Consider the following 22,929-nt stretch of genomic DNA (forward strand, 5'->3'; position numbering starts at 1 on the left):
CAGAGCTTTATCAATTCTCCCAAATTGATTAATAGCACTGTAAAGGTAGAGTGAATATTAGAGATATGAAATACGTAGAACTACGTATTTTTATTTGTAGTAGGTGTTAAAAAAAAGCTCCAAAACAATAAACTGTTTCAGAGCTTTATCAATTCTCCCAAAATTGATTAATAGCACTGTAAAGGTAGAGTGAATATTAGAGATATGAAATACGTAGAACTACGTATTTTTATTTGTAGTAGGTGTTAAAAAAAGCTCCAAAACAGTAAACTGTTTCAGAGCTTTATCAATTCTCCCAAATTGATTAATAGCACTGTAAAGGTAGAGTGAATATTAGAGATATGAAATACGTAGAACTACGTATTTTTATTTGTAGTAGGTGTTAAAAAAAAGCTCCAAAACAGTAAACTGTTTCAGAGCTTTATCAATTCTCCCAAAATTGATTAATAGCACTGTAAAGGTAGAGTGAATATTAGAGATATGAAATACGTAGAACTACGTATTTTTTATTTGTAGTAGGTGTCAAAAAAAAAGCCCTAAAACAGTAAACTGTTTCAGAGCTTTATCAATTCTCCCAAATTGATTAATAGCACTGTAAAGGTAGAGTGAATATTAGAGGTATGAAATACGTAGAACTACGTATTTTTTATTTGTAGTAGGTATCAAAAAAAAGCCCTAAAACAGTAAACTGTTTCAGAGCTTTATCAATTCTCCCAAATTGATTAATAGCACTGTAAAGGTAGAGTGAATATTAGAGATATGAAATACGTAGAACTACGTATTTTTTATTTGTAGTAGGTATCAAAAAAAAAGCTCCAAAACAGTAAACCGTTTCAGAGCTTTATCAATTCTCTCATAAATTGATTATTCAGCACTGTAAATGTACTGATTATGAACGATATATGAAATACGTAGAACTACGTATTTTTTATTTGTAGTAGGTATCAAAAAAAAGCCCTAAAACAGTAAACTGTTTTAGAGCCTTATCAATTCTCCCAAAATTGATTAATAACCATCGTAAAGGTATAATCAATTTGGGACTTATAAAATACGTAGAACTACGTATTTTTAATAACCTCTTTATTAAGATTAGCCCATAACATTAATTCGTTATGAGACCTTTTTAGATCAAGTTTTTTTACAATATTACTACGGTGTTTTTCAATGGTTCTAGGAGAACTCATAAGTTGTTTTGAAATATCTGTAGTGCTTAATTTTTCAGCTAAAAGCTTTACTACTTTAATTTCTGTAGGTGTAAGCTTTTCTAATAACGAGTCGCTACTATATGTAACTTTTGAGTTTAAATACGAAGCTATTTCTTCACTAAAATAAGGTTCTCCTTTTATAACATTAGCAATGCATGTTTCTATTTCTTCAACTGCAAACTCTTTTAAAATGTAACCATACACGTTACAAGCTCTAGCTTTATCAAACAAATGCTCTTCATTATCAAAGGTAATTAGTATGATTTTGGTTTCTAATTCATTTTTAAAACAAGCTTCTGCAACTTCTAAACCAGTCATTTTTGGCATTCTTATATCCAATAACGCAACGTCTGGTTTTAATTTTACAATTAAATTATATGCTGTTTGACCATCTTTAGCACTTCCTATAATATTAAAACCTTTAGAAGTAATAAAGTCTGATAAACCTCGTAGCATTAAAGGGTGGTCATCTGCGATGACAATGGAAACACTCATGTTTTTTTATTTTTTTGGGAGTTGATTGAGAGTATTAAAATTATAAAAAACTAACATGTTAGACTAATTTTTTTAAATACAAATACTTTTTTTCGTAATCTATAATAGCTTTTACTTTTTTTAAAATGTCTGCTCCAATTATACCATCAACAGTTTGTGCGTTGTGGTTTGATAGAGCAAGGTTAACGTGGCTTAAATCAAATAATACTAAAGCTAGTTTATTTATTTTTATTTTACCTATCTTAATAGTATTATTCTTGGATACTTGCGTTTGCATATCTGTAGCTCCAGCTCCAGCAGCTAATATTTTAGAGTCTTTAACCTTTTTTAGTATAAATTTTGGAGTCGCTTCAAATCCAACACAACTGTTTGATGCTCCTGTATCTAAAATAAAAAAACCTTTAATTCCGTTTATAGAAGCTTTGACTTCAAAATGGTTGGTTTTTGTTAATTTTAATTTGACTCTAGTATAACCTTTATCAAATAAAAAATCCTTTAAACTATTATCCATTTATCTTTTTCGTATTACAAAGTATAAAAGTAAAGCAATTGCCATACCAACAAAAGTAAAAAGAAGATAATTTAAGTTATAAGTGTTGTTTTTTGCTGTAACTGCACCATAATATATAAACGGACTCCAGTAATAAGGAGATTTCTTAATGTTAGAAATAGCTTTATTATTTAGGTAATCTATTTTTGATAAATGATTAGCAACAAAAGCAGAATGTGTTGACTTGTAATGTTTATAAAAAGAAGCCATGACTTGAGAGGTGGATAAATCATTAATTTTCCATAAAGAAAATAAAATATTCTCTATTCCAGCGTACTGAAAACCTCTAGGTAAATTCATACTACCTTCTCCTTTGTGTAATCTACCAATACCAGTTTCGCAAGCACTTAAAACGACTAAGTTGTTGTTTAATTTAAGGCTGTATAATTCGTTTAAAAATAATTTTTGATCAATAAAGTCTATGTTAGCTGGTATTCTAAAAGTTCCGCTATTGGCATGTGTTGATAAGTGTAATACATCATAATTTTTTGCCTGTTGTAAAGCTTCATTTTTAGTAGCTTTGTTATACATCAAAAACTTTGCGTTACTATTTTTTTTGATGCTTTCTACCTCTTTCAAAGAGTGAGTTAGTGTCGTATTTGTGTTTTCAAAAACAGGAAACACACCTAATACTTTATTACTGTAAATAAAAGGATTTTGATTTAGGTAAAATAATGCACTTGTGTTATAGGCTAATACTTGTGTTTTGGCCACAAAAGGCATTTTAGAAAAGCTTTGTGTAGATGTTTGTTGGGTTAAAAGTGTTTCAAAAGGAATAAAATTTAAAAAGCTATCTGCAATCACAATAACATTAGGTTGTCCCTTCACATGATTAAATCCTAACAATTGATATAACTGATAAGCATCAGTAGTATATTTGGTTATATTATTATTAATGTTAGAAGAATTATCAAAATACGTTATGTAGTTAGTTATAGCAGTTTCAAATTCAGGAGTTTTTTTAATTTTAAAAAAAGCTATCGCTTTCGCGGAAATTTTAAACTGAAATATAGCTGTTTCACCATAAAAATATTCGATTAAAACAGCTTGGTCTTCTGCTAATTTTTGCTGTAGTTTTTTAATTGAAACTTCAGATTGATTTATACCTGAGTACTTTAGATTAATTTGATGATTTAACTGTTTTAAAGTTTGACTAACCTCTAATAAATCTTGACTTAAACTATTTATTAGTTTGGCATCTTGTTGGTATTGTGCTTTTATCAATTTATTGGTTAATCGCTCTTGTTCCTGTAATCGGATTTGCTCTTGTATTAATAAACTGTCTTTTGGGTGTAATTGTAATAATGAAGTTTTACCTATGGTTTCTTTTAATACGGAAGCTTTATTTTTTTCAGCGTATTTAAATGCATTAACTATTAATGTCGAGTCTTTGTTGGTAGTATATTGGTCATATAATAGAGATATGCAAGATTCACTTCGCTTTCTATTATTGGACAAATGCATTAATTTTGCTTCCTGAGAGGTTAGATTTTTAGTTAATACATTAGAAACATAAAAACTAAGGTCATAACACGATAAACTTTTTTTATAATTGGTTTGGAGTCTTGCCAATAAATCAAAAATGTCAATAAAGGTGTTTTCGGCATATAAATCTTCTTGTTTAGGAAGTGTTTTTGAATTGTAATTTGGTAATAACGTTTTTAAAGCTAGTTGTAATTGTTTTGATGAATTTTTAAAATCGTTTAATTTATAATGAAGTTGGGCTTCTTCAAACTCTAACTTTGCTTTATCTCTAACCGAAAGTAAGTCTTTTTTTAAAGACACATATTTTAATTGAAAGTAATGTAATGCTAGTTTGTAATCTTTGTTTTTTAATGCTAATTGATACTGTGTTTCGTTATCAGGATTACTGTGTACTATTTTAGTCTCATTTATATTTTGGGTTTTAATAGAGCAATTGGTTATGATGCGTTTTAATTTTTGTTTTTGAGTATCTAAAACAGAGTGTAGTTGTAATCCAGCTTTAGCAATTTTAATTGCAGCTTTATAATTACCGATAGTGTAATATAGTTGAGCTAAATTTATGGCTCCACTAATACGATGTTTGTTGTTTTTTTTCTTTTCTGCTAGAAAAATATAGTGTTTAATGGTGTTTTCTGCATTGGTATAATCTCCTATTTTATTGTATAATATACCTAAGGGTTTTAAACAATATTCTGTAATATCATATTTAAAAATAGTATTTAATTTTTGTGTATTGTATAGTTGTAAAGCGTCTTCGTAAACCTGTATTGCTTCGGTTTGTTTATTACTATTATCTAAATAATTAGCTTTGTTAACCAGTAAAAATAAGTAAGCAAAATAATGATCTTTAGTTACTAGATTTTTTTTTAAAGTGTTTTCTGTTTTTAAAAGTGTAGAGTAGGTAGTAGGACTCCTTTTAGAGTTAAAAGTTTCGGTTGCTAGGTAAATAGCTTCTTCTAAATCTTGAGATAGTGTACTACCAAAAACAAGAAAGGTAATTATGAAAAGACTATGTTTCATTTGTAAAAATTAAAATTTCCAAATGGCATAAAACTGCATGTAATTATAGTTTTCTTTAAAACTAAAAACATAACGTGCACCTACACTTGGTCCTATTCTAGCAAAACCAGCTGTAGCTTCTAGTAAAATACCTGTTCTAAAATTGGTAAATGACGATGACGTATTGTCTTCATTAATAGTTGTGCTTAAGTTAGGGACAGCAAATGTTCCAGCTTCATCTTCAAAATATGCAGTTGTGGTAGTGTTTTTATTTTTTTCGCTTATAGATAGCATACCTTGTAAACCAGTGCCTAAACCAATGTAATTATTAATATTATATCTAGCCAAAATTGGTATTTCCCAATCTATATTGTCATAAGTTGTAGTTGTTGTGGTGCGTTCATAATAAGGAAAGCCAACAGGTGTGTTTTCTACAAACGTATTTGTTACATTAGTCTGTCCATCGTATTGGTGAAAACTATTTAAAAGTTCTATTTGCCAATACCATTTATAGGATTTGTAAGGTGAAATTGTTGCACCAATAAAATAACTTTTGGAATTGCCTAAATCTGAAAACGAATTATAGCCTGCTTTTACACCAATGGATAGTCCTGGTAAAAACCTAGTAGTTGAGTAATTGGTGATTATAGGGTCGTTTTTATCAAAAATGATTGCTGTACGTGATTTTGTTTTTATTTTATGAAAATCCTTGCCAAACTTAATTCTGTATTGCACAAAGCCTTTAGTTGAATCGTATACCTTGACATTTTTTTGTTGGCTGCCAGGAAGATAGATATTTTTAAAAGTAAAAATGGCTTGTTTTGCTGTGTAAGTTGTGTCTAAGCAACTAAAGGCAACCTCGTGTTTTGGGCAAATTTTTACTTTTGGATACATATCTAAAACTTCAATAGTTGCTTTGTCAAACATATCTGGTATGTCTGTTTCTAGTTTTATGGTTGTTGCAGGACCTTCTCCATTATTCTGAAATCTAATTTTAAATTTTGGTTTTTTATAACGTACCAATCTATAATTTAAAAAGGTAGCGTTTGAAGACATTTTGTTTGGATCATGAGAGGTAACAATTTCCATTTCCATGTCTTTAACATTATGATTGTCGTAGTTGTTATCCGGAATATACACACCTCTTACCGAAATTATTGCACTTGTGTCCTTAAGCATTTCTGGTGTGGTTTGTAAGGTGTAAAAGACATTGCGTTCTTCGTTGGGTTGCATATTGTCAAAACTTAATTTGCTTACATCTTTGTAGGTGGATTTGGCTTCTTCTAATGTAAGCGGAAGATTTTGTTTCTCGGTTGAATCAATTGAAGTAACATAATCATGTACGCTTTGGTTTTCCGCGGAAGCGTAATACACAGTATTGTAGTGTTTAGAGGTGTACACTAAATCATCGTTTTCTAATATGATTTCGTTATGATGAGTTCTGGTATCTGTGATTGTAAAGTTTGGATTATTGTATTTTAGCTCATTATAAAACAAGTATAACTTTCCGTTTGTTGGATAGTCTTTGGTGTTTTTATATTTAAATATTACAACCATATCTTGTTCTGGTACAGGCTCTCTGTTACGTTGTAAGTCAATTGCTTGATCCATAGAGGCTTGTTCTTGGTAGTCATCATTTGTTTTATCAATTCTTATTTTTTTTGGTCTTGAGGTTGGAGGTTTTCCAGTGTCGTAATTGTTTGTAGCCCAAAGTCTGACTTGATAGTCTCCAGAATTTTTATAGGTTTTTGTTGGAGTGTTTTTTTTGCTATAGGTACCATCTCCAAACTCCCAATAGTTGGTGTAAAATGCTTTTGGTGCTCCTGCTATTTGATTTAGTGTTGGTGCATCTGCATTAAATTGTACTTGATTACCATTAGTTTTATGTTGTATAGTTGCAACGCGTGCAACTGTGTCGCTAACTGTTTTTTGTTGTGCAATACTAGAAACGGTATATAAAATAATAAGTATTAAAGACAGCTTTTTCATGTTAGTTATTAATTAATAGCACACTAAATTTAGTAATAAAATAATAGATGCTTGTTTGAGAATCTATTAACGGTAGGTTTCAGTTAATTAAACGCTAGTTTTAGTAAAGGATTAATATGTGAAAAAGTCAGAAAAATTAATTTCTGACTTTTAAATTTAAGTAGGTTAGTGGTTATGGTAAACCATTTATTAAAGCTGTTAGTGTGGCTTCTGTACCAATAGTAGTTTCTTGTATTGTAAATACTATTGTGCTGTTTGCTGCTATTGTTACTGGTTTTATTGCATATCTCCAGACTCCGTTATCTTCGGTAACAAAAATGATGTGACATTCTAATCCAATAGGTATTTGTCCATAATGTTCGCTAAATAAATTAAGGGTATTATCATAAGTATCTAAAGATGCTAATCCAGAATCTTCGCCATCATAAGATAAATAAACAGCACTATTTGAAAAATTGTAACCGTTTGGAGCCTGTACTAATAATTCTGTTTTTGGTCTAGTGTCGCTATAAAAACGGTCCACGTTAGTCCAGCCAAAACCTTGTAAAAGTCCATAGTACTCATTGCCTTCTACAAATACTTCTCCACCTTGAGCAGGACCATCTACTTCATTCCAGGTTAAGTTGTCTTCAGTGTCAATCTCTCCTTCCCAAAGTGACATTAACGGATCTGCTCCACCAGTTAGACTAGCAGGAATTATAAGTTGAAGACCACAATTGGTAGCTAATTGGTTTCCGTTTTGTGTAGCTTCTATAAAAAACTCACCACCAGAGATTAATAAGCTTTTGTCATCATTTGGTAGTGTTCCCATTGTTGGTTTGTTAGTAGTAAGCATACTACCTTTATCAAACAACTCAATGTATTCTAATTCGACTTGACCAGTGACTGGATTTCCGTTTAATGTTAGGCAATTTCCATTAATATTTATTTGTACTCCATTATCAGAAGTTAAACTTATATTACCATCATCTGCATTAAAAATAAAATTTTGAGTGTGATTGCTAATGGCTTCATCCTTTATGTTTTTAAATTGTGCTTCAGTAGCAGGTGTTACATTGTTTTGTTGGGTAATATTATCTCCATCATCATTTGGATTACAGCTTGTAAATACCATTGTGCTAATAAAAAAGGTTCCTAAAATTGTTTTTAAATGTTTCATAATTTATAGTTTAATGATTAATAGTTTTTGTCTGTTACACCTTTATATCAAAACCATTAAAAAATTGTTACCCTTTTTAAATAAAGTTTTTTTAAATTCGTTGAAATCAAAGGGTTTATGAGTCAAAAAAAAACACATGATGACCAGAAGTACGTAGATGGATTAGTTGCTAATAACTCGTTTATAATACAGGCTATTTATGATAAGTTTGCACCCAAAGTGGTTAATTATATTAAACAGAATAATGGAGACGAACATGGTGCTCAGGACATTATACAAGAGACAATAATTACTATTTACAATCAAGGCAGTCAAAAAAAGTTGCAATTAACTTGTCCATTTGATGCGTATTTTTTTTTGTTATGTAAACGTAAGTGGTTAAACCATTTGAAAAAAAATAATAAAAATCAGGTAACAATTAACGAAGAGGTTTTATCTAAAAATGATGACGCACAAGAACTATCTTTTGAAACCTCAGATTTTGAAAACAAACAAGCCTTATTTAATCAAATGTTTCAAAAATTAGGAACAGCCTGTAAAGAATTACTTAAAGCTACTTTTAAAACCAAATCCATGGAAGAAGTTGCCAAAAGTTTAGATATAAGTTATGCTTACGCACGAAAGAAAAAATCGCTTTGCATTGGACAATTAACCAAGTTAGTTCAAGAGTCATCAACTTTTAATCAACTTAATTATTAGTGTTATGCAAGAACAAGATTACATCCTTTTTGAAGACTATTTATCAGGTGACTTATCCAGTAAAGATCAAATTAATTTTGAAACTAGGTTAAATTCAGATCCAGAATTTAAGAAGGCTTTTACTATTTATAAAGACTTTTCAGATTACTTAGATCATGATATTAAAAATGAAAATAAAACTAAAGATTTTAAAGCAAATTTAGATAATATAGCATTTCAGTATTTTAATAAAGAAAAAGAAACACAATCAAATCAAACAAGTACAAAAAACTTTAGTTTTTTAAAGTATGTAATAGCAGCAAGTGTTGTTATATTAATGGGCTTTTTTGCTTATAATCAATTAACAACACAGGTTGGATATTCAGATTATAATACACATCAAACTATAGATTTTTCAGTAAGAAGTACAACTGGTAATGTTGATTTATTAATTAAAACGACCAAAGCTTTTAATAGTAAACAATTTGATAAAGCAAATTTATACTTAAAACAATTATTAGAAGAAAATCCAGATAATACAGAATATAATTTTTACTACGCAATTACAAATATAGAGCTGGATAATTTTACCGTTGCTGAAACTATTTTAAATCCATTGTCACAAGGTAGCTCAGCCTATAAAAACAGAGCCAAGTGGTATCTAGCTTTAAGTAAGCTAAAGCAAGATAATACACAAGAATGTGTGACTATACTTAAAACAATACCAGAAGATGCAGATGATTACAGCCAAGCCCAACGTTTGCTAAAAAAACTGGAGTAAAAAAATCTTATATATAAGGATGCAAAATACTTAGTCAAAAGTCATCATAACCATGATGACTTTTTTATTTTTGCGACATGATAATTACAGATACTCATACACATTTATACAGTGAAGCTTTTGATGATGATAGAGCAGAGATGATGCAGCGTACATTGGAAACAGGCGTTTCAAGATTGTTTATTCCTGCAATTGATAGCACTTACACAAATAGTATGTTACAATTAGAAAAAGACTATCCCGAAAACGTTTTTTTAATGATGGGCTTGCATCCAACACATGTCAAGGACAATTATAAAACCGAGTTACAGCATGTTACAGACATGTTAGATACTCATAAATTTTATGCTGTTGGAGAGATAGGTATAGATTTATATTGGGACAAAAGTACATTAGCTATTCAACAAGAAGCCTTTAGACTTCAAATACAATTGGCAAAAAAACATCAATTACCAATAGTTATACATTGTCGAGAAGCTTTTGATGAGGTTTTTGAAATTTTAGAAGAAGAAAAAGGGCAGGACCTGTTCGGTATTTTTCATTGTTTTACAGGAAGTTTAGAGCAAGCCCATCAAGCCATTTCTTATAATATGAAATTAGGTATTGGTGGAGTAGCAACTTTTAAAAACGGAAAAATAGATCAGTTTTTAAATCAAATAGAATTAAAGCATATTGTTTTAGAAACAGACGCACCTTATTTAGCACCAAAGCCTTTTAGAGGAAAACGAAACGAAAGTAGTTATATAATAAAGGTGGTTGAAAAACTAGCCGAAATTTACCAGACAACAGAACAAACAATAGCAGATCTAACAACGGAAAATTCAAAGCAAGTTTTTGGTGTTTAACTTAAAATAAAGCCATTAAATATGACTAAAACAATTCCAAACATTCTCCTTATATATACAGGAGGAACCATAGGTATGATTAAAGATCCTGAAACTGGAGCTTTACGTGCTTTTGATTTTGAAAATTTATTAGTTCGTATTCCAGAGCTTAAGTTGTTGGAATGTACCATTGAAACTTATTCTTTTGACGATCCAATAGATTCTAGTAACATGAATCCAGATTATTGGATTCAAATAGCTGAAGTAATTGAAAATAATTATGAAGCATTTGATGGGTTTGTTGTTTTACACGGAAGCGACACGATGAGTTATACGTCTTCCGCTCTAAGCTTTATGTTAGAGCATTTAGCAAAACCAGTTATATTTACTGGGTCACAATTACCAATTGGAGATTTACGTACTGATGCAAAAGAAAATTTAATAACCTCAATACAAATTGCCTCTTTACAACATTATAATAAACCAGTTATAAAAGAAGTCGGTTTGTATTTTGAATATAAGCTTTACAGAGCTAACCGAACAACAAAGATTAATGCTGAGCATTTTGAAGCATTTGCCAGTTTAAATTATCCAGATTTAGCAGAAAGTGGTGTGCATTTAAAAGTTAATAACGAGTATCTGTTTAAACCAAATCCTAGAAAAAACTTAGTTGTACATAAAAACTTAGATCCTAATATAGCATTAATAAAACTGTTTCCAGGAATTTCAAAAAATATATTAGAAAGTATATTTAAAACCGAAGGATTAAAAGGTGTTATTTTAGAAACCTATGGAGCAGGGAATTGTACCACTCAAGATTGGTTTTTAGATTTACTAAAAAACACAATAAATAAAGGGATTCCTATTATTAATGTCACCCAATGCTCTGGTGGAAGTGTGTTAATGGGACAATATGAAACTAGTGAAAAACTAAAAAGAATAGGTCTTATATCAGGTAAAGACATCACAACAGAGGCAGCACTCTCAAAATTGATGTATTTGTTAGGAGAAAATATTTCTCCTAACTTGTTCAAAACCATATATGAAACGGCTTTACGTGGAGAAATGTCTTAAAATTAACCTTCAAAATTTTAAGTTACAGATATTTTTTTGTTATTTGCTCCACTGTAATTGACTATAATTACAGAGAGGTGGCCGAGTGGCTTAAGGCGCACGCTTGGAAAGCGTGTATGCGTTAATAGCGTATCGAGGGTTCGAATCCCTTCCTCTCTGCAAGATATTTGTTTAATATCTTGATAGTTTTTAGAAGTGTTTTAAGTAAGACTTGTATGAGTTTACTTAAGCTCTTTTGGTTATTTTTATATTTAATTGCATTTTTTTTATATCTTTAACACTTTAACTAATAAAATTAAGAACAAAAAAATGAAAAGATTATTTTCTATCCTAGCCATAGCGTGTATCATGGCATTCGGAACTGCAAATGCAACGACTAATGCAGCAATGGCTACTGCAACTACTGTAGTCCTTACACAAGATGATTCAACTGCTGATGCAACTGCAGATGCTGAGAACTTAACGTTCCACCAAGAACTTAAAAAACGTTTTATTGAAGGTGGACCAGGGTTTATGGGGATTGTATTACTATGTTTAATTCTTGGTTTAGCAATAGCTATAGAGAGAATTATCTTTTTAAACTTATCTACAACTAACTCTAAAAAATTAACTCAAGATGTTGAAGAGGCACTTCAATCAGGTGGTTTAGAAGCTGCTAAAGAAGTATGTCGTAACACAAAAGGACCTGTTGCTTCTATCTTTTACCAAGGTTTAGACAGAGCTGACGGAGACTTAGAGTCTGCTGAGAAAGCTGTTGTAGCTTATGGTGGAGTTCAAATGGGACAATTAGAGAAAAACGTATCTTGGATTTCTTTATTTATTGCATTAGCACCAATGTTAGGGTTCATGGGAACAGTAATTGGTATGATCCAAGCTTTTGATAAAATTGAAGCAGCTGGAGATATGCAACCATCATTAGTAGCAGGAGGTATTAAAGTTGCCTTATTAACTACTGTATTTGGTCTTATTGTAGCAATTATATTACAAATCTTTTACAATTACATTATTGCAAAAATAGATAGTATCGTTAACGATATGGAAGACTCTTCTATTAACTTAATGGATATGTTATCTAAGTACAAGAAATAATTCACTCAATTACTAACTTTAAAAATTAAAGATTATGCACAAGATTTTAAAAATAGTTGCTATAGTATTGAGTATTGCTGGTATAGGAGTTTTAGTTAATATCATAGCAAAAGGAGACGAAGCTATCAAGGCAGCTGCAGCTGCAACTACACCTGATACGTCTACTATTGAGCCAATGATAATAATAGCTTACATTATATTAGGACTAGTATTGTTGTTTGTTTTAGTTTTTGTTTTCAAAAACTTATTTACAGGAGGAAAATCTCTTAAAAACACTTTAATTGGTGTTGGAGCTTTTGTAGCAATATTACTAATAGCATACGCTGTTTCTGGTGGAGACACTAGAGAGTATTTTTATAACGGAATAACAGCAACTGAAGGTGAATCTACGTTAGTAGGAGCTGGATTAGTAGCATTTTATATCCTTATTTTAGGAGCAGCTGCTACAATGATATTCTCAGGTATTAAAAAATTAATTAAATAATTATGGCAAAAAGATCAGCACCAGAAGTTAATGCAGGCTCTATGGCTGACATTGCCTTCTTATTATTAATATTTTTCTTAGTAACAACAACTATTGAAGTAGATTCTGGTATTAGCTCAAAGTTACCACCAGATATTCCACCACCAGATGTTAAGATTAAACAAAAAAACATCTTTACAGTCGAGCTTAATAAAGACAACGAAATGTTGGTTGAAGATGAGCTAATGAAAATTAAGGATTTAAAAGCAGCAGCTATTAAATTTATCGACAATGGAGGAGGAGAGAATGCAGCTAAAGAAAAATGTAATTACTGTGAAGGTTTAAAAGATCCAGCATCTTCAGACCATCCAGAAAAAGCAATTATCTCTATTACACATTCTAGAGCTACAGATTACGAAACTTTTATCGTGGTTTACGATCAGTTAGTAAGTGCTTACTCAGTTTTAAGAGAGCGTTTAGCGCAGAAGCTATACAACCGTTCTTTTAAAGAAATGGAAGCCTCTTACGATGATTCTAAATCACCAGAATTTAAAAGCGAAAAATTAAAGGCGAAAATTAGCAATATTAAAGCTAAATATCCTAGAATTATTTCGAAAGCAGAACCTAAATAATTTATTAAACTATGTCAAAATTTAAAAAAGGAGGCAGTAAAGAATTGCCAGCTATTTCTACAGCATCTCTACCAGATATTGTATTCATGCTATTATTCTTTTTCATGGTTGCAACCGTAATGAGAGACAGCAGTTTGAAAATTAAAAACAATTTACCTTCTGCTGCCGAAACTGAAAAACTAGGACAGAAAAACTTGATAATGTTTATCTACGCTGGAAAACCTAGTGATCAATACAAAAGCCAAGGCGAAGAAGCTAAAATTCAGTTAAACGATAAGTTTGCTAATCTTAATGAGATTGCATCTTTCGTTGCTGCTGAGCGTGCTTCTAAACGTGAAGCTGAAATACCTCAATTAATTGCAGCTTTGAAAGTTGATAAAGAAACAAATATGGGTCTTGTATCAGATATAGAGCAACAATTAAGAAAGGTAGGGCAATTAAAAATTAATTACACTACTAAAAAAGGTAGTGGACTTAAATAATATTACTCTTAATTTTATAACAAAAGGTGTTTTGATTTTTCAAAACACCTTTTGTTTTTTATATATTTATTGTTTTATAATTTTATCCCTACAATGAAATATTGTTTATTATTTTGTTTAACACTATTTGTAACACCAATGGTTTTTGCTCAAGAGACTATTGCTTATAAATCCGTTGTTGATTCGCTATACAGAGAAGATCAATTCTATTTGGGTGTTACTTATAATTTACTAAATAATAAGCCATTAGGAGTTAGTCAAAACTCTTTTTCAAGCGGAATTCATTTTGGTATCATTAGAGATATGCCTATTAATGCAAGACGTAATAAGGCTATTGGTGTTGGTTTAGGTGTATCATTAAATGCTTATAATCATAATTTATTAATTTCTAAGACCAATAACTCTACTACCTTTTCTGTATTAGATAACAATGATACTGATTATTCAAAGAATAAATTTTATACCTACGTAATAGAACTACCTATTGAATTTAGATGGAGAACATCTACACCAACTGAGTATGATTTTTGGAGGATTTATACTGGTTTTAAGTTGGGTTACCAATTTGCTAACGATACAAAATACAAGGGGTCACCTGAAGATTTTAGACTAAATAACGTTGATGCTTTTAATGAGTTACAATATGGTTTAACATTAAGTGCAGGTTATATTACTTGGAACTTTCATTTGTATTATGGTTTAAATACTTTGTTTGATAATGCTAAAATTAACAACGAAAACCTTAATGTTAGTGAAATAAAAATTGGTATAATGTTTTATATTTTATAACCAATATTTTAATAACATTAACTGTGGTGTTAACCCTATTATTAAACCTACTATTAATTCTTTTCCTGTGTGTGCTTTTAGGTATAATCTAGACGATGCTACTGCCCCTGTTATTAAAACCATTAAGGCTAAGCTTCCATTAATGTTAATACTAAAATGTATAGCAAAAGCTATAAAAAACATGACAACTCCTCCTGTTGCTATTAAGTGTATACTTGCTTTAAATTTTAATATAGCTAATAACAAACAGGTTGTATTGGATATTAAAATACCCATAAAAAAATAATATAATTCTGGAATATGGTCTAACGGAAATACTCTGTATAGTATTAAGCCAATAATGAAGCTATTTACAAGCAAAGGGAATATACGCTCTTTTGCTGTTTTTAAGTGTATACTTTTTGTTTGACCTAACGTTTTAAGTAAAAAATATACCATTATTGGTAAAACAGCTGTAAGAATAAACAAAGAGATTTGTTTAGCATATATTAATTGTTCAGGTATAAATCTTGGTGATTTTTGAAAATAAAAATGCACAGCCAAGAAAGGCATTATTATAGGATGAAAAATATAAGATATGCTTTTAAGTAGCCATTTCATTTTTTCAAAAAGAGATTTAAGTTTATTACTATAATTTTATTAGTCTATTTAGTCAAATTAGGGTGTTTTAAACTACTTAAATCTTTTTTCTTAATCTAGCAACAGGTATGTCTAATTGCTCTCTATATTTAGCTACTGTACGTCTAGCAATTGGATAGCCTTTTTCTTTTAAAATTTTAGATAAAGCTTCATCTGTTAATGGTTTTTTCTTAGATTCCTCTTCAATTACAGTTTCTAGTATCTTTTTAATTTCTCTTGTAGAAACTTCTTCACCTTGATCATTCGTCATAGATTCAGAGAAAAACTCTTTGATTAATTTTGTTCCGTAAGGTGTATCAACATATTTACTATTCGCTACACGTGATACTGTAGAAACATCCATTTCTATCTCGTCAGCAATATCTTTTAATATCATTGGTTTTAAGTTGCGCTCATCACCAGTTAAAAAATATTCTTTTTGATAATGCATTATACTACTCATAGTTACAAATAAGGTTTGTTGTCTTTGCTTAATAGCATCAATAAACCATTTTGCTGCATCTAGTTTTTGCTTTATAAATAATACAGCATCTTTTTGAGATTTACTTTTATCTTTACTTTCTTTATAGCCTTTAAGCATATTGCTATACTGTCGTGAAACATGTAATTCTGGAGCATTACGTCCATTAAGTGTAAGTTCTAATTCGCCATCAACAATTCTAATAGCAAAGTCAGGTACTACATGCTCTACAATTTTATTATTTCCAGCATATGAGCCTCCAGGTTTTGGATTAAGACGTTCTATTTCATGAATGGCATCTTTAAGTTGTAACTCTGTGATGTCAAATTTTTGCATTAATTTTTTGTAATGCTTTTTAGTAAATTGATCAAACGCATTATCAATTATATTTGCAGCCAATAGGACATCAGGTTGTTTGTCTTTACGATGTAGTTGTATGCTTAGACACTCTTGTAAATTACGTGCACCTACACCAGCAGGATCCAATTGATGTACAATTTTAAGTACATTTGCGACTTTGTCTTCTTCTGTATAAACACTTTGTGTAAAGGCTAAATCGTCTACAATATCAATTAATTGTCTACGTATGTAACCACTCTCGTCCACACTACCAACTAAAAATTCGGCAATACTGCGTTCTTCTTCACTTAATCTATAAGTGTTTAATTGATTAACAAGATGTTGGGTGAAAGAAGTTCCTGCAGCATAGGGTACACTTTTTTCGTCGTCATCTGCACTATAATTATTTACACTAGTACGATAGTCAGGAATTTCATCATCACTTAAATAATCATCAACATTAATGTCTCCAGCATCAATGGTTTCATTATCATTAAAATCATCTGCAGAATTATCAAAAGCATCATCAAATTCATCTTTTACTTCTTCTTTACCACCTTCAAGAGCAGGATTTTCTTCTAACTCTTGTTTTAAACGTTGTTCAAAAGCTTGCGTTGGCAACTGTATCAATTTCATTAATTGAATTTGTTGTGGAGACAACTTTTGAGATAATTTAAACTGTAGGTATTGTTTAAGCATAGTATGTTTTAGAATTATGATAAAAATAAAAAAAACAATCTACATTTTGATAATAGTAGATTGTTTTAATATAGATATTAGATTTTAAATAAACTTGAGTTTATTAAAATTTATTTACTGTATTTTAAAACTCAGCGTTTTGTGGTGTTCTAGGGTAAGGTATTACATCGCGTATATTGCTCATTCCTGTAGCAAACATAACTAAACGCTCGAATCCTAAACCAAACCCAGAGTGAACAGCAGTACCATATTTACGTAGGTCTAAGTACCACCATAATTCTTCTTCTGGTATATCTAGTACAGCCATTTTTTCTTTTAAGACATCTAAACGCTCTTCACGTTGAGATCCTCCAACAATTTCTCCGATACCAGGAAATAAAATATCCATAGCACGTACTGTTTTACCATCCTCATTTAAGCGCATATAAAAGGCTTTTATGTTTGCTGGATAGTCAAATAATATTACTGGACATTTAAAGTGTTTTTCTACAAGAAAACGTTCGTGTTCCGATTGTAAATCTGCTCCCCATTCTTCAATAATATAATTGAATTTCTTTTTCTTATTAGGTTTACTATTTCTTAAAATATCAATAGCTTCAGTATAGCTTACACGTTTAAAGTTGTTTTCGGTTACAAACTTTAATTTTTCAATTAAAGATAACTCACTACGTTCTGCTTGTGGTTTTGTTTTTTCTTCATCTAAAAGGCGCTTATCTAAAAACTGTAAATCATCTGCATTATTTTCTAACACATAAGAAATAACAGATTTCATGAAATCTTCAGCTAAATCCATATTTCCAGCTAAATCCATAAATGCAACTTCAGGTTCTATCATCCAAAACTCAGATAAATGTCTTGATGTATTAGAGTTTTCGGCTCTAAATGTAGGTCCAAAGGTATATACTTTACCCAAAGACATAGCATAAGTTTCGGCTTCTAACTGACCAGAAACTGTAAGGTTAGTATCTTTTCCAAAAAAGTTTTTAGTGTGGTCAATAGCTCCATCTTCTGTTAAAGGTGGATTTTTTTGATCTAGTGTACTAACACGAAACATTTCACCAGCACCTTCTGCATCACTACCAGTTATAATAGGTGTGTGCATGTAGTAAAAACCGTTATTGTTAAAATACTTATGTATCGCAAAAGATAACGCAGAACGTAAACGCATTACTGCACTAAAAGTATTAGTACGTGTGCGTAAATGTGCATTTTCTCTTAAAAACTCAAAAGAGTGTTTTTTGGGTTGAATTGGATAAGTTTCAGGGTCAGAGTCTCCTAAGATTTCGATTTTAGTTACTGTAACTTCTACAGTTTGTCCTTTTCCTTGACTTTCTACTAACTCTCCAGTAATGGCTACAGCAGCACCTGTTGTTATACGCTTAAGTATGGCTTCGTCTGTGTTTTCAAAATCAACAACACATTGTATATTATTAAGTGTAGAACCGTCATTTAAAGCTATAAAACGTTTAGCTCTAAAGGTACGTACCCAACCTTTAATTTGTATTTCTTGTAATTTGGTCTCCTTTAGTAATGAAGCGACTGTATATGTTTTCATTTTTAAAAAAATTTGATTAAAAATAGAGTTTTCTTTTATTTTTCTTCTGAAACTGATGCATTTTCGTCATCATCTTCAACTGGAATAATATTAATTTTTGGTTTTTTTAATACTTCTTTATTAGCAATACTACGTTCTAAAGATAATAATAACGATGGTAATAAAAGTAAGTTTGATAACATCGCAAATAGTAACGTTACAGAGACTAAAGCACCTAATGCAACTGTACCACCAAAGCTAGAAATTATAAATACTGAAAACCCGAAAAATAATACTATTGATGTGTAAAACATACTTACACCAGTTTCTCTTAAGGCACCATAAACTGATTTTTTAATTTTCCAGTTATTAGCTTGAAGTTCTTGTCTGTATTTTGCTAAAAAGTGAATAGTGTCATCAACAGATATACCAAAAGCGATACTAAATACTAATATGGTTGAAGGTTTTATAGGTACACCAATGTAACCCATTAATCCAGCAGTTACCACAAGTGGTAGTAAGTTTGGTATTAATGAAACCACAATCATCCTAAATGATCTAAACATATAAGCCATAAATAATGAAATTAATATGACTGCTAATGAGAGTGATATTGCTAAGTTTTTAACCAGGTACTTTGTTCCTTTTTGAAATACTAACGCTTTACCAGTCATGGTAACATTGTACTTGGCTTCTGGAAAAACATTATTCATTTTGTCTTGTAAATTTTCCTGGATACGTTCCATTTTATCGGTTCCGATATCCTTCATAAAGGTTGTGATTCTGGCATATTGTCCAGTACTATCAACAAAGTTTTTAAGTAAATCTACATCTGAAGTCGAGTTTTTAGCATAAGATAAAATGAAACTATTTTCTTGACTTGTTGGTAATTGATAATACTTTGGATTACCATTATAGTAAGCCTGTTTTGAATATTTAACTAATCCAACTACAGAGATAGGTTTAGAAAATTCTGGAGTTTCATTAATAAAATCTTCAATTTTCTCCATACGCTTCAGTGTTGCTAATTTCATTACACCTTGCTTACGCTTGGTATCAATCATTATTTCTAAAGGCATTATTCCATCAAATTCTTCTTCAAAAAATCTGATATCTTGAAAAAACTCTGCTTTTTTAGGCATGTCTTCAATTAGACTACCAGATATTTTAATTTGAAATATTCCTATTAAACAAACCACTAACAATACTAATGAAGTAATGTAGATTGCGATTCGTTTTTCTTTAACCATACGTTCCATCCAATTAACAAAACCACCAATCCATCGTTTATTTAAATGTTCTAAATGACGGTCTTTTGGATAAGGTAAAAAGGTGTAGATAATAGGAATTATTAATAAACACAGTATAAATATTGCTAAAATACTTAGTGACGCTACGACACCAAATTCTTTTAGTAAGGTGCTTTCGGTTAAAATAAATGTGGCAAAACCAGAAGCTGTTGTAACATTGGTCATTAAAGTGGCATTACCAACTTTTGTAATTACACGTTGTAAACTTTTAACTTTATTACCATGAGATTTAACCTCGTGTTGATATTTATTGATTAGGAAAATACAATTTGGTATTCCTATAACAATAATTAATGGAGGGATTAAGGCTGTTAGTACAGTAATTTCATAACCTAATAATCCTAAAATACCTAAGGTCCACATAACACCAATACAAACGACTATTAGTGATATAAAGGTAGCTCTAAATGACCTAAAGAATAAAAAGAAAATTAATGAGGTTACTAATAATGCTGCTAATACAAATAAATTAATTTCATCTACAATATTCTGTGCATTTAAAGTTCTGATGTAAGGCATACCAGATATTCTGACATCTAAACCTTCTTTAGCTTCAAATAGTTTAATTTTTTCAACAAGATTATTCATTATAAAGTCCTTCCTAGCAGGCGTATTTACAATGTCTTTTTTAAGGTATATAGCTGTTCTGACTGTTTTGGTTTCTTTATTAAATAAAAAATTATCGTAAAAAGGATATTGATTAAATAATTGATCTTGTAGCTTTTCTATTTGTTGTATTGAAGTAACAGAATCTTTGATAAACGGTTCTAAAGCAAATTTTTCGTTTTTAAGATCCTTTACTAATTTTTGAAGATCCTTAATAGATACAACCGTTTCAACCTCTGGAGCATCTCTAAAGCTATCAGATAGTGCATTCCATGCATTTAGTTTATCAACAGTAAAAAGTGTTGTGTCTTTTACACCTAATACGACTAAATTACCTTCTTCACCAAAGACTTGTAAAAAGTCGTTATAAGTTATATTTACTTCGTGGTCATCTGGTAAAAGGTTGGCTTCTGAATACGTAAAACGCATGTACTTCCATTGTGTGCTAAAAAATATAGTCACTAAAATGACACCTAGAAGAATAGCTATTTTGTTGCGAAGAATTAGTCTTGCTACAACATCCCAAAAATTTGCTGAAAAAAGTTTTAACATAATGCTTTAAAAAACGGAGCAAAGGTAGTTAAAACCATTGTATTTAGTGATACAATTTTGGTTTTATAATGTAATATTAAAAGTGAATTTTACTGCAATATTATCTTCTTCATTTGGTAGGTGGTATGCACCATATCGGTAAGTCCCACTTAATCCAAAACCAAATAGTAGTTTATTGATTTCAAAACCACTTTCAGTATAGCCATGGTTTAAGGTTCCAAAACTCACATTTTGGTGACGACCAATAGTATTCATATTACCAATTGCGTATCTGGTAATTAATACTAATTGAGGATTAAATCGTTTTGCAATTGCAAATGGTTTGACATAATGTTTTAAGACTACTGTCGAAAAACGATCTGAAAAAAACTCGTTAAAGTACATTGTTTCAAAACTATTTATTCCTGCAACCGAAAACCGTTGGAGTATAGTTTCTTTGGTAATATTATTTGGATAAGCATGGTATAAATGTGTCAAAGGAGCATCTCCATGAGTGATTCCTGCAGATATTGTACCAATTGTATAAGAGTCTTTATTGTGTTTAATTTTATGAATTGTCCTAAAATCTAGTTTAGAAAAATTAAAATCAGCGTTTAATACATCTTTAAAACTTTTTGAATATTGTAAGGTAAATTTAGGATAGCCGTCTTTATAAATTTTTTCACCATTTTCAACCTTTTCTAGTGTTTTAAAAGGGTCCCACTGTAATGCTATTTTTGCTATTGATGTTTCAAAACCACTATAACTATTGTTGTCTAGAACAAAATTATAGTCGTAAGTTGGTCTAATATTACTGATTGCTAATTCTGTTTTTGAATATAATTGAGGAGTGATTTCATGTTCAAGTGATACGGATGATGTAATATGCTTATGAAATAAATTGATGTTTAATAAGCGTGGTTCGAAAAACGAAAAAGACCTGCTATCTGTTAAAAAAGCAGAGCTACCAGTTTCTTTTAAATCGTCAACATACGAAACATTGAACCAGGTGTTATGTTTTTCGTTTAATCTAAAGCCTCCTCCGATTTTATATTTAAAACTGTCGTCTTTAAAACCATAAACTAAATAAGAATCAATTCGATATTTTTCTGAGAAAGCATCATTTGTAATTCCGCCTAATCCTGTTCTAAAACCTTCATATTGGTTAAACTTGATTAGGTATCTTAAATCAAAATTCCAGACTTTGGTTGGGAAAAAACCATTTCCAATTTGCTTTAAAAGTTCACTCGATTTAGTCGTATCTGTTACTTTTAGGTTGTTTTCTGGATCTTGTGCATGACTAAAGGTTATACTTATTAAAAATAGTATAATTAGACAATTAAAGTGTTTTAATGATTTATAATGCAGCATCAATCGCTTTAGTAAGTACAGATTTAATATTGGTTCTATAACCAACTTCTTTAGTAACAATGTTTCCGTTTTTGTCAATAACAATGGATGTTGGGTAACTTTGTACACCATACATTGTTATGACATCATTAGCATTTGGTGTTATAGTATAATCAAACGCTGTGTCTTTTAAAAATTGTTTAACGATTTCTTTTGAATTAAATGTAATTGCCAAAAACTTAACTTTTTTATTTTTAAAATTTTCTGTTAGATTATTTAATTCAGGCATTTCGCTAATACAGGGACCACATTTAGTAAACCAAAAATTTAAAACTACAACTTGACCTTTTAAATCAGAAAGCTTAAATGTATTACCATTTAAGTCTGTAGTTATAAAATCTAAGGCTTTTTCACCTTTTGTGAACTCTGCTTCAGGATTTTTTTGAATTGTTTTGTTAACACCTTCTAAGCGTATAAAAAGTATAGATTTTAACCTTTCATTTTGATCTACATAAAACAACGGTTTATAATTACTGTTGGTCATTAACTGTACTTGTGACATTGGAAGTATTTTTCCAGTCTCGTTAAAAAGTAAAATGTCTGGAGTAATTATAATCTCTGTCGTTTTTACTTCTTCGTCAGTTAATAATCGTTGTTCTTTTGGTATAAATTTAAAGTCTTGAGCTTGTAATAAACCAAAGCCTATAAATGAAAGAATAAAAGATAATGATTTTAAAAACTTCATAAATAGTATTTTAAAGTATATT

At 30.2% G+C, this 22,929-nt stretch carries 20 protein-coding genes and 1 tRNA gene; 10 read left to right on the plus strand and 11 right to left on the minus strand.

Annotated features, from left to right (window positions below; all coding sequences use genetic code 11):
- Positions 1-1,058: 1,058 nt before the first annotated feature.
- From JAO71_RS04270 to JAO71_RS04290, 5 genes are all read right to left on the minus strand, one after another.
- The gene (locus JAO71_RS04270; RefSeq protein WP_028289165.1) at positions 1,059-1,700 is read right to left on the minus strand and encodes a response regulator; all 642 of its coding nucleotides are present in this window, start codon (positions 1,698-1,700) and stop codon (positions 1,059-1,061) included.
- Positions 1,701-1,758: 58 nt separating this feature from the next.
- Positions 1,759-2,211 (minus strand): retropepsin-like aspartic protease, encoded by a 453-nt coding sequence (locus JAO71_RS04275; protein ID WP_028606630.1) that lies wholly within the window; start codon positions 2,209-2,211, stop codon positions 1,759-1,761.
- Complete coding sequence (locus JAO71_RS04280) at positions 2,212-4,755, minus strand: CHAT domain-containing protein (protein WP_202999167.1); 2,544 nt, start codon at positions 4,753-4,755, stop codon at positions 2,212-2,214.
- 9 nt (positions 4,756-4,764) lie between these two features.
- Positions 4,765-6,723, minus strand: coding sequence for a PKD domain-containing protein (locus tag JAO71_RS04285; protein WP_202999169.1), 1,959 nt, complete (start codon positions 6,721-6,723; stop codon positions 4,765-4,767).
- A 172-nt stretch (positions 6,724-6,895) separates the two neighbouring features.
- A complete protein-coding gene (locus JAO71_RS04290; protein WP_202999171.1) occupies positions 6,896-7,882 on the minus strand; it encodes a hypothetical protein in 987 nt (328 codons plus the stop codon).
- A gap of 117 nt (positions 7,883-7,999) precedes the next feature.
- On the opposite strand from JAO71_RS04290, the gene JAO71_RS04295 reads away from it, so the two are divergent.
- From JAO71_RS04295 to JAO71_RS04340, 10 genes are all read left to right on the plus strand, one after another.
- On the plus strand, positions 8,000-8,581 hold the full coding sequence (locus JAO71_RS04295) for an RNA polymerase sigma factor (protein ID WP_202999173.1): 582 nt from the start codon (positions 8,000-8,002) through the stop codon (positions 8,579-8,581).
- Positions 8,582-8,585: 4 nt separating this feature from the next.
- Positions 8,586-9,341 carry a tetratricopeptide repeat protein gene (locus JAO71_RS04300; RefSeq protein WP_202999175.1) on the plus strand — a complete coding sequence of 252 codons (756 nt, stop codon included), beginning with the start codon at positions 8,586-8,588 and terminating at the stop codon, positions 9,339-9,341.
- Between the two features lie 77 nt (positions 9,342-9,418).
- Positions 9,419-10,186, plus strand: a complete 768-nt coding sequence (locus JAO71_RS04305) for a TatD family hydrolase (protein ID WP_202999177.1) — start codon at positions 9,419-9,421, stop codon at positions 10,184-10,186.
- 21 nt (positions 10,187-10,207) lie between these two features.
- A complete protein-coding gene (locus JAO71_RS04310) occupies positions 10,208-11,239 on the plus strand; it encodes an asparaginase (RefSeq protein ID WP_202999179.1) in 1,032 nt (343 codons plus the stop codon).
- A 71-nt stretch (positions 11,240-11,310) separates the two neighbouring features.
- Positions 11,311-11,398 (plus strand) — tRNA-Ser (locus JAO71_RS04315).
- A 150-nt stretch (positions 11,399-11,548) separates the two neighbouring features.
- The gene (locus tag JAO71_RS04320; protein WP_028289157.1) at positions 11,549-12,328 is read left to right on the plus strand and encodes a MotA/TolQ/ExbB proton channel family protein; all 780 of its coding nucleotides are present in this window, start codon (positions 11,549-11,551) and stop codon (positions 12,326-12,328) included.
- A gap of 34 nt (positions 12,329-12,362) precedes the next feature.
- Entirely contained in the window at positions 12,363-12,812 is a 450-nt protein-coding gene (locus tag JAO71_RS04325) for a hypothetical protein (RefSeq protein WP_028289156.1), read from the plus strand.
- A gap of 2 nt (positions 12,813-12,814) precedes the next feature.
- On the plus strand, positions 12,815-13,423 hold the full coding sequence (locus JAO71_RS04330; protein ID WP_054852041.1) for an ExbD/TolR family protein: 609 nt from the start codon (positions 12,815-12,817) through the stop codon (positions 13,421-13,423).
- An 11-nt stretch (positions 13,424-13,434) separates the two neighbouring features.
- Complete coding sequence (locus tag JAO71_RS04335; protein ID WP_054852040.1) at positions 13,435-13,905, plus strand: ExbD/TolR family protein; 471 nt, start codon at positions 13,435-13,437, stop codon at positions 13,903-13,905.
- A 93-nt stretch (positions 13,906-13,998) separates the two neighbouring features.
- Positions 13,999-14,694, plus strand: coding sequence for a porin family protein (locus tag JAO71_RS04340; RefSeq protein ID WP_116824016.1), 696 nt, complete (start codon positions 13,999-14,001; stop codon positions 14,692-14,694).
- Here JAO71_RS04340 and JAO71_RS04345 read toward each other — a convergent pair.
- The 6 genes from JAO71_RS04345 to JAO71_RS04370 form a co-directional block, all read right to left on the minus strand.
- Positions 14,689-15,294: a hypothetical protein gene (locus JAO71_RS04345; protein ID WP_202999181.1), complete on the minus strand. Its 606-nt coding sequence runs from the start codon at positions 15,292-15,294 to the stop codon at positions 14,689-14,691. The two genes, JAO71_RS04340 and JAO71_RS04345, sit on opposite strands and share 6 nt — an antisense overlap.
- A 76-nt stretch (positions 15,295-15,370) precedes the next feature.
- A complete protein-coding gene (gene rpoN, locus JAO71_RS04350; protein ID WP_116824018.1) occupies positions 15,371-16,831 on the minus strand; it encodes an RNA polymerase factor sigma-54 in 1,461 nt (486 codons plus the stop codon).
- Positions 16,832-16,955: 124 nt separating this feature from the next.
- On the minus strand, positions 16,956-18,386 hold the full coding sequence (gene asnS / locus JAO71_RS04355; RefSeq protein ID WP_116824019.1) for an asparagine--tRNA ligase: 1,431 nt from the start codon (positions 18,384-18,386) through the stop codon (positions 16,956-16,958).
- Between the two features lie 35 nt (positions 18,387-18,421).
- On the minus strand, positions 18,422-20,833 hold the full coding sequence (locus JAO71_RS04360; protein ID WP_116824020.1) for an efflux RND transporter permease subunit: 2,412 nt from the start codon (positions 20,831-20,833) through the stop codon (positions 18,422-18,424).
- 63 nt (positions 20,834-20,896) lie between these two features.
- Positions 20,897-22,183, minus strand: coding sequence for a DUF5686 family protein (locus JAO71_RS04365; protein WP_236011165.1), 1,287 nt, complete (start codon positions 22,181-22,183; stop codon positions 20,897-20,899).
- The gene (locus JAO71_RS04370) at positions 22,170-22,907 is read right to left on the minus strand and encodes a TlpA family protein disulfide reductase (protein ID WP_202999183.1); all 738 of its coding nucleotides are present in this window, start codon (positions 22,905-22,907) and stop codon (positions 22,170-22,172) included. The genes JAO71_RS04365 and JAO71_RS04370 overlap by 14 nt, the downstream gene beginning before the upstream one ends.
- Positions 22,908-22,929 lie beyond the last annotated feature (22 nt).

Origin of the sequence: Olleya sediminilitoris (genome assembly GCF_016785945.1) — a bacterium.
GTDB classification, from domain to species: domain Bacteria; phylum Bacteroidota; class Bacteroidia; order Flavobacteriales; family Flavobacteriaceae; genus Olleya; species Olleya sediminilitoris.

What these genes read in the sequence shown, in the direction of transcription:
- JAO71_RS04270 (WP_028289165.1), bottom strand. Translation starts at nt 1,700, where the DNA reads ATGAGTGTTTCCATTGTCATCGCAGATGACCACCCTTTAATGCTACGA.
- JAO71_RS04275 (WP_028606630.1), bottom strand. Translation starts at nt 2,211, where the DNA reads ATGGATAATAGTTTAAAGGATTTTTTATTTGATAAAGGTTATACTAGA.
- JAO71_RS04280 (WP_202999167.1), bottom strand. Translation starts at nt 4,755, where the DNA reads ATGAAACATAGTCTTTTCATAATTACCTTTCTTGTTTTTGGTAGTACA.
- JAO71_RS04285 (WP_202999169.1), bottom strand. Translation starts at nt 6,723, where the DNA reads ATGAAAAAGCTGTCTTTAATACTTATTATTTTATATACCGTTTCTAGT.
- JAO71_RS04290 (WP_202999171.1), bottom strand. Translation starts at nt 7,882, where the DNA reads ATGAAACATTTAAAAACAATTTTAGGAACCTTTTTTATTAGCACAATG.
- JAO71_RS04295 (WP_202999173.1), top strand. Translation starts at nt 8,000, where the DNA reads ATGAGTCAAAAAAAAACACATGATGACCAGAAGTACGTAGATGGATTA.
- JAO71_RS04300 (WP_202999175.1), top strand. Translation starts at nt 8,586, where the DNA reads ATGCAAGAACAAGATTACATCCTTTTTGAAGACTATTTATCAGGTGAC.
- JAO71_RS04305 (WP_202999177.1), top strand. Translation starts at nt 9,419, where the DNA reads ATGATAATTACAGATACTCATACACATTTATACAGTGAAGCTTTTGAT.
- JAO71_RS04310 (WP_202999179.1), top strand. Translation starts at nt 10,208, where the DNA reads ATGACTAAAACAATTCCAAACATTCTCCTTATATATACAGGAGGAACC.
- JAO71_RS04320 (WP_028289157.1), top strand. Translation starts at nt 11,549, where the DNA reads ATGAAAAGATTATTTTCTATCCTAGCCATAGCGTGTATCATGGCATTC.
- JAO71_RS04325 (WP_028289156.1), top strand. Translation starts at nt 12,363, where the DNA reads ATGCACAAGATTTTAAAAATAGTTGCTATAGTATTGAGTATTGCTGGT.
- JAO71_RS04330 (WP_054852041.1), top strand. Translation starts at nt 12,815, where the DNA reads ATGGCAAAAAGATCAGCACCAGAAGTTAATGCAGGCTCTATGGCTGAC.
- JAO71_RS04335 (WP_054852040.1), top strand. Translation starts at nt 13,435, where the DNA reads ATGTCAAAATTTAAAAAAGGAGGCAGTAAAGAATTGCCAGCTATTTCT.
- JAO71_RS04340 (WP_116824016.1), top strand. Translation starts at nt 13,999, where the DNA reads ATGAAATATTGTTTATTATTTTGTTTAACACTATTTGTAACACCAATG.
- JAO71_RS04345 (WP_202999181.1), bottom strand. Translation starts at nt 15,294, where the DNA reads ATGAAATGGCTACTTAAAAGCATATCTTATATTTTTCATCCTATAATA.
- rpoN (WP_116824018.1), bottom strand. Translation starts at nt 16,831, where the DNA reads ATGCTTAAACAATACCTACAGTTTAAATTATCTCAAAAGTTGTCTCCA.
- asnS (WP_116824019.1), bottom strand. Translation starts at nt 18,386, where the DNA reads ATGAAAACATATACAGTCGCTTCATTACTAAAGGAGACCAAATTACAA.
- JAO71_RS04360 (WP_116824020.1), bottom strand. Translation starts at nt 20,833, where the DNA reads ATGTTAAAACTTTTTTCAGCAAATTTTTGGGATGTTGTAGCAAGACTA.
- JAO71_RS04365 (WP_236011165.1), bottom strand. Translation starts at nt 22,183, where the DNA reads ATGCTGCATTATAAATCATTAAAACACTTTAATTGTCTAATTATACTA.
- JAO71_RS04370 (WP_202999183.1), bottom strand. Translation starts at nt 22,907, where the DNA reads ATGAAGTTTTTAAAATCATTATCTTTTATTCTTTCATTTATAGGCTTT.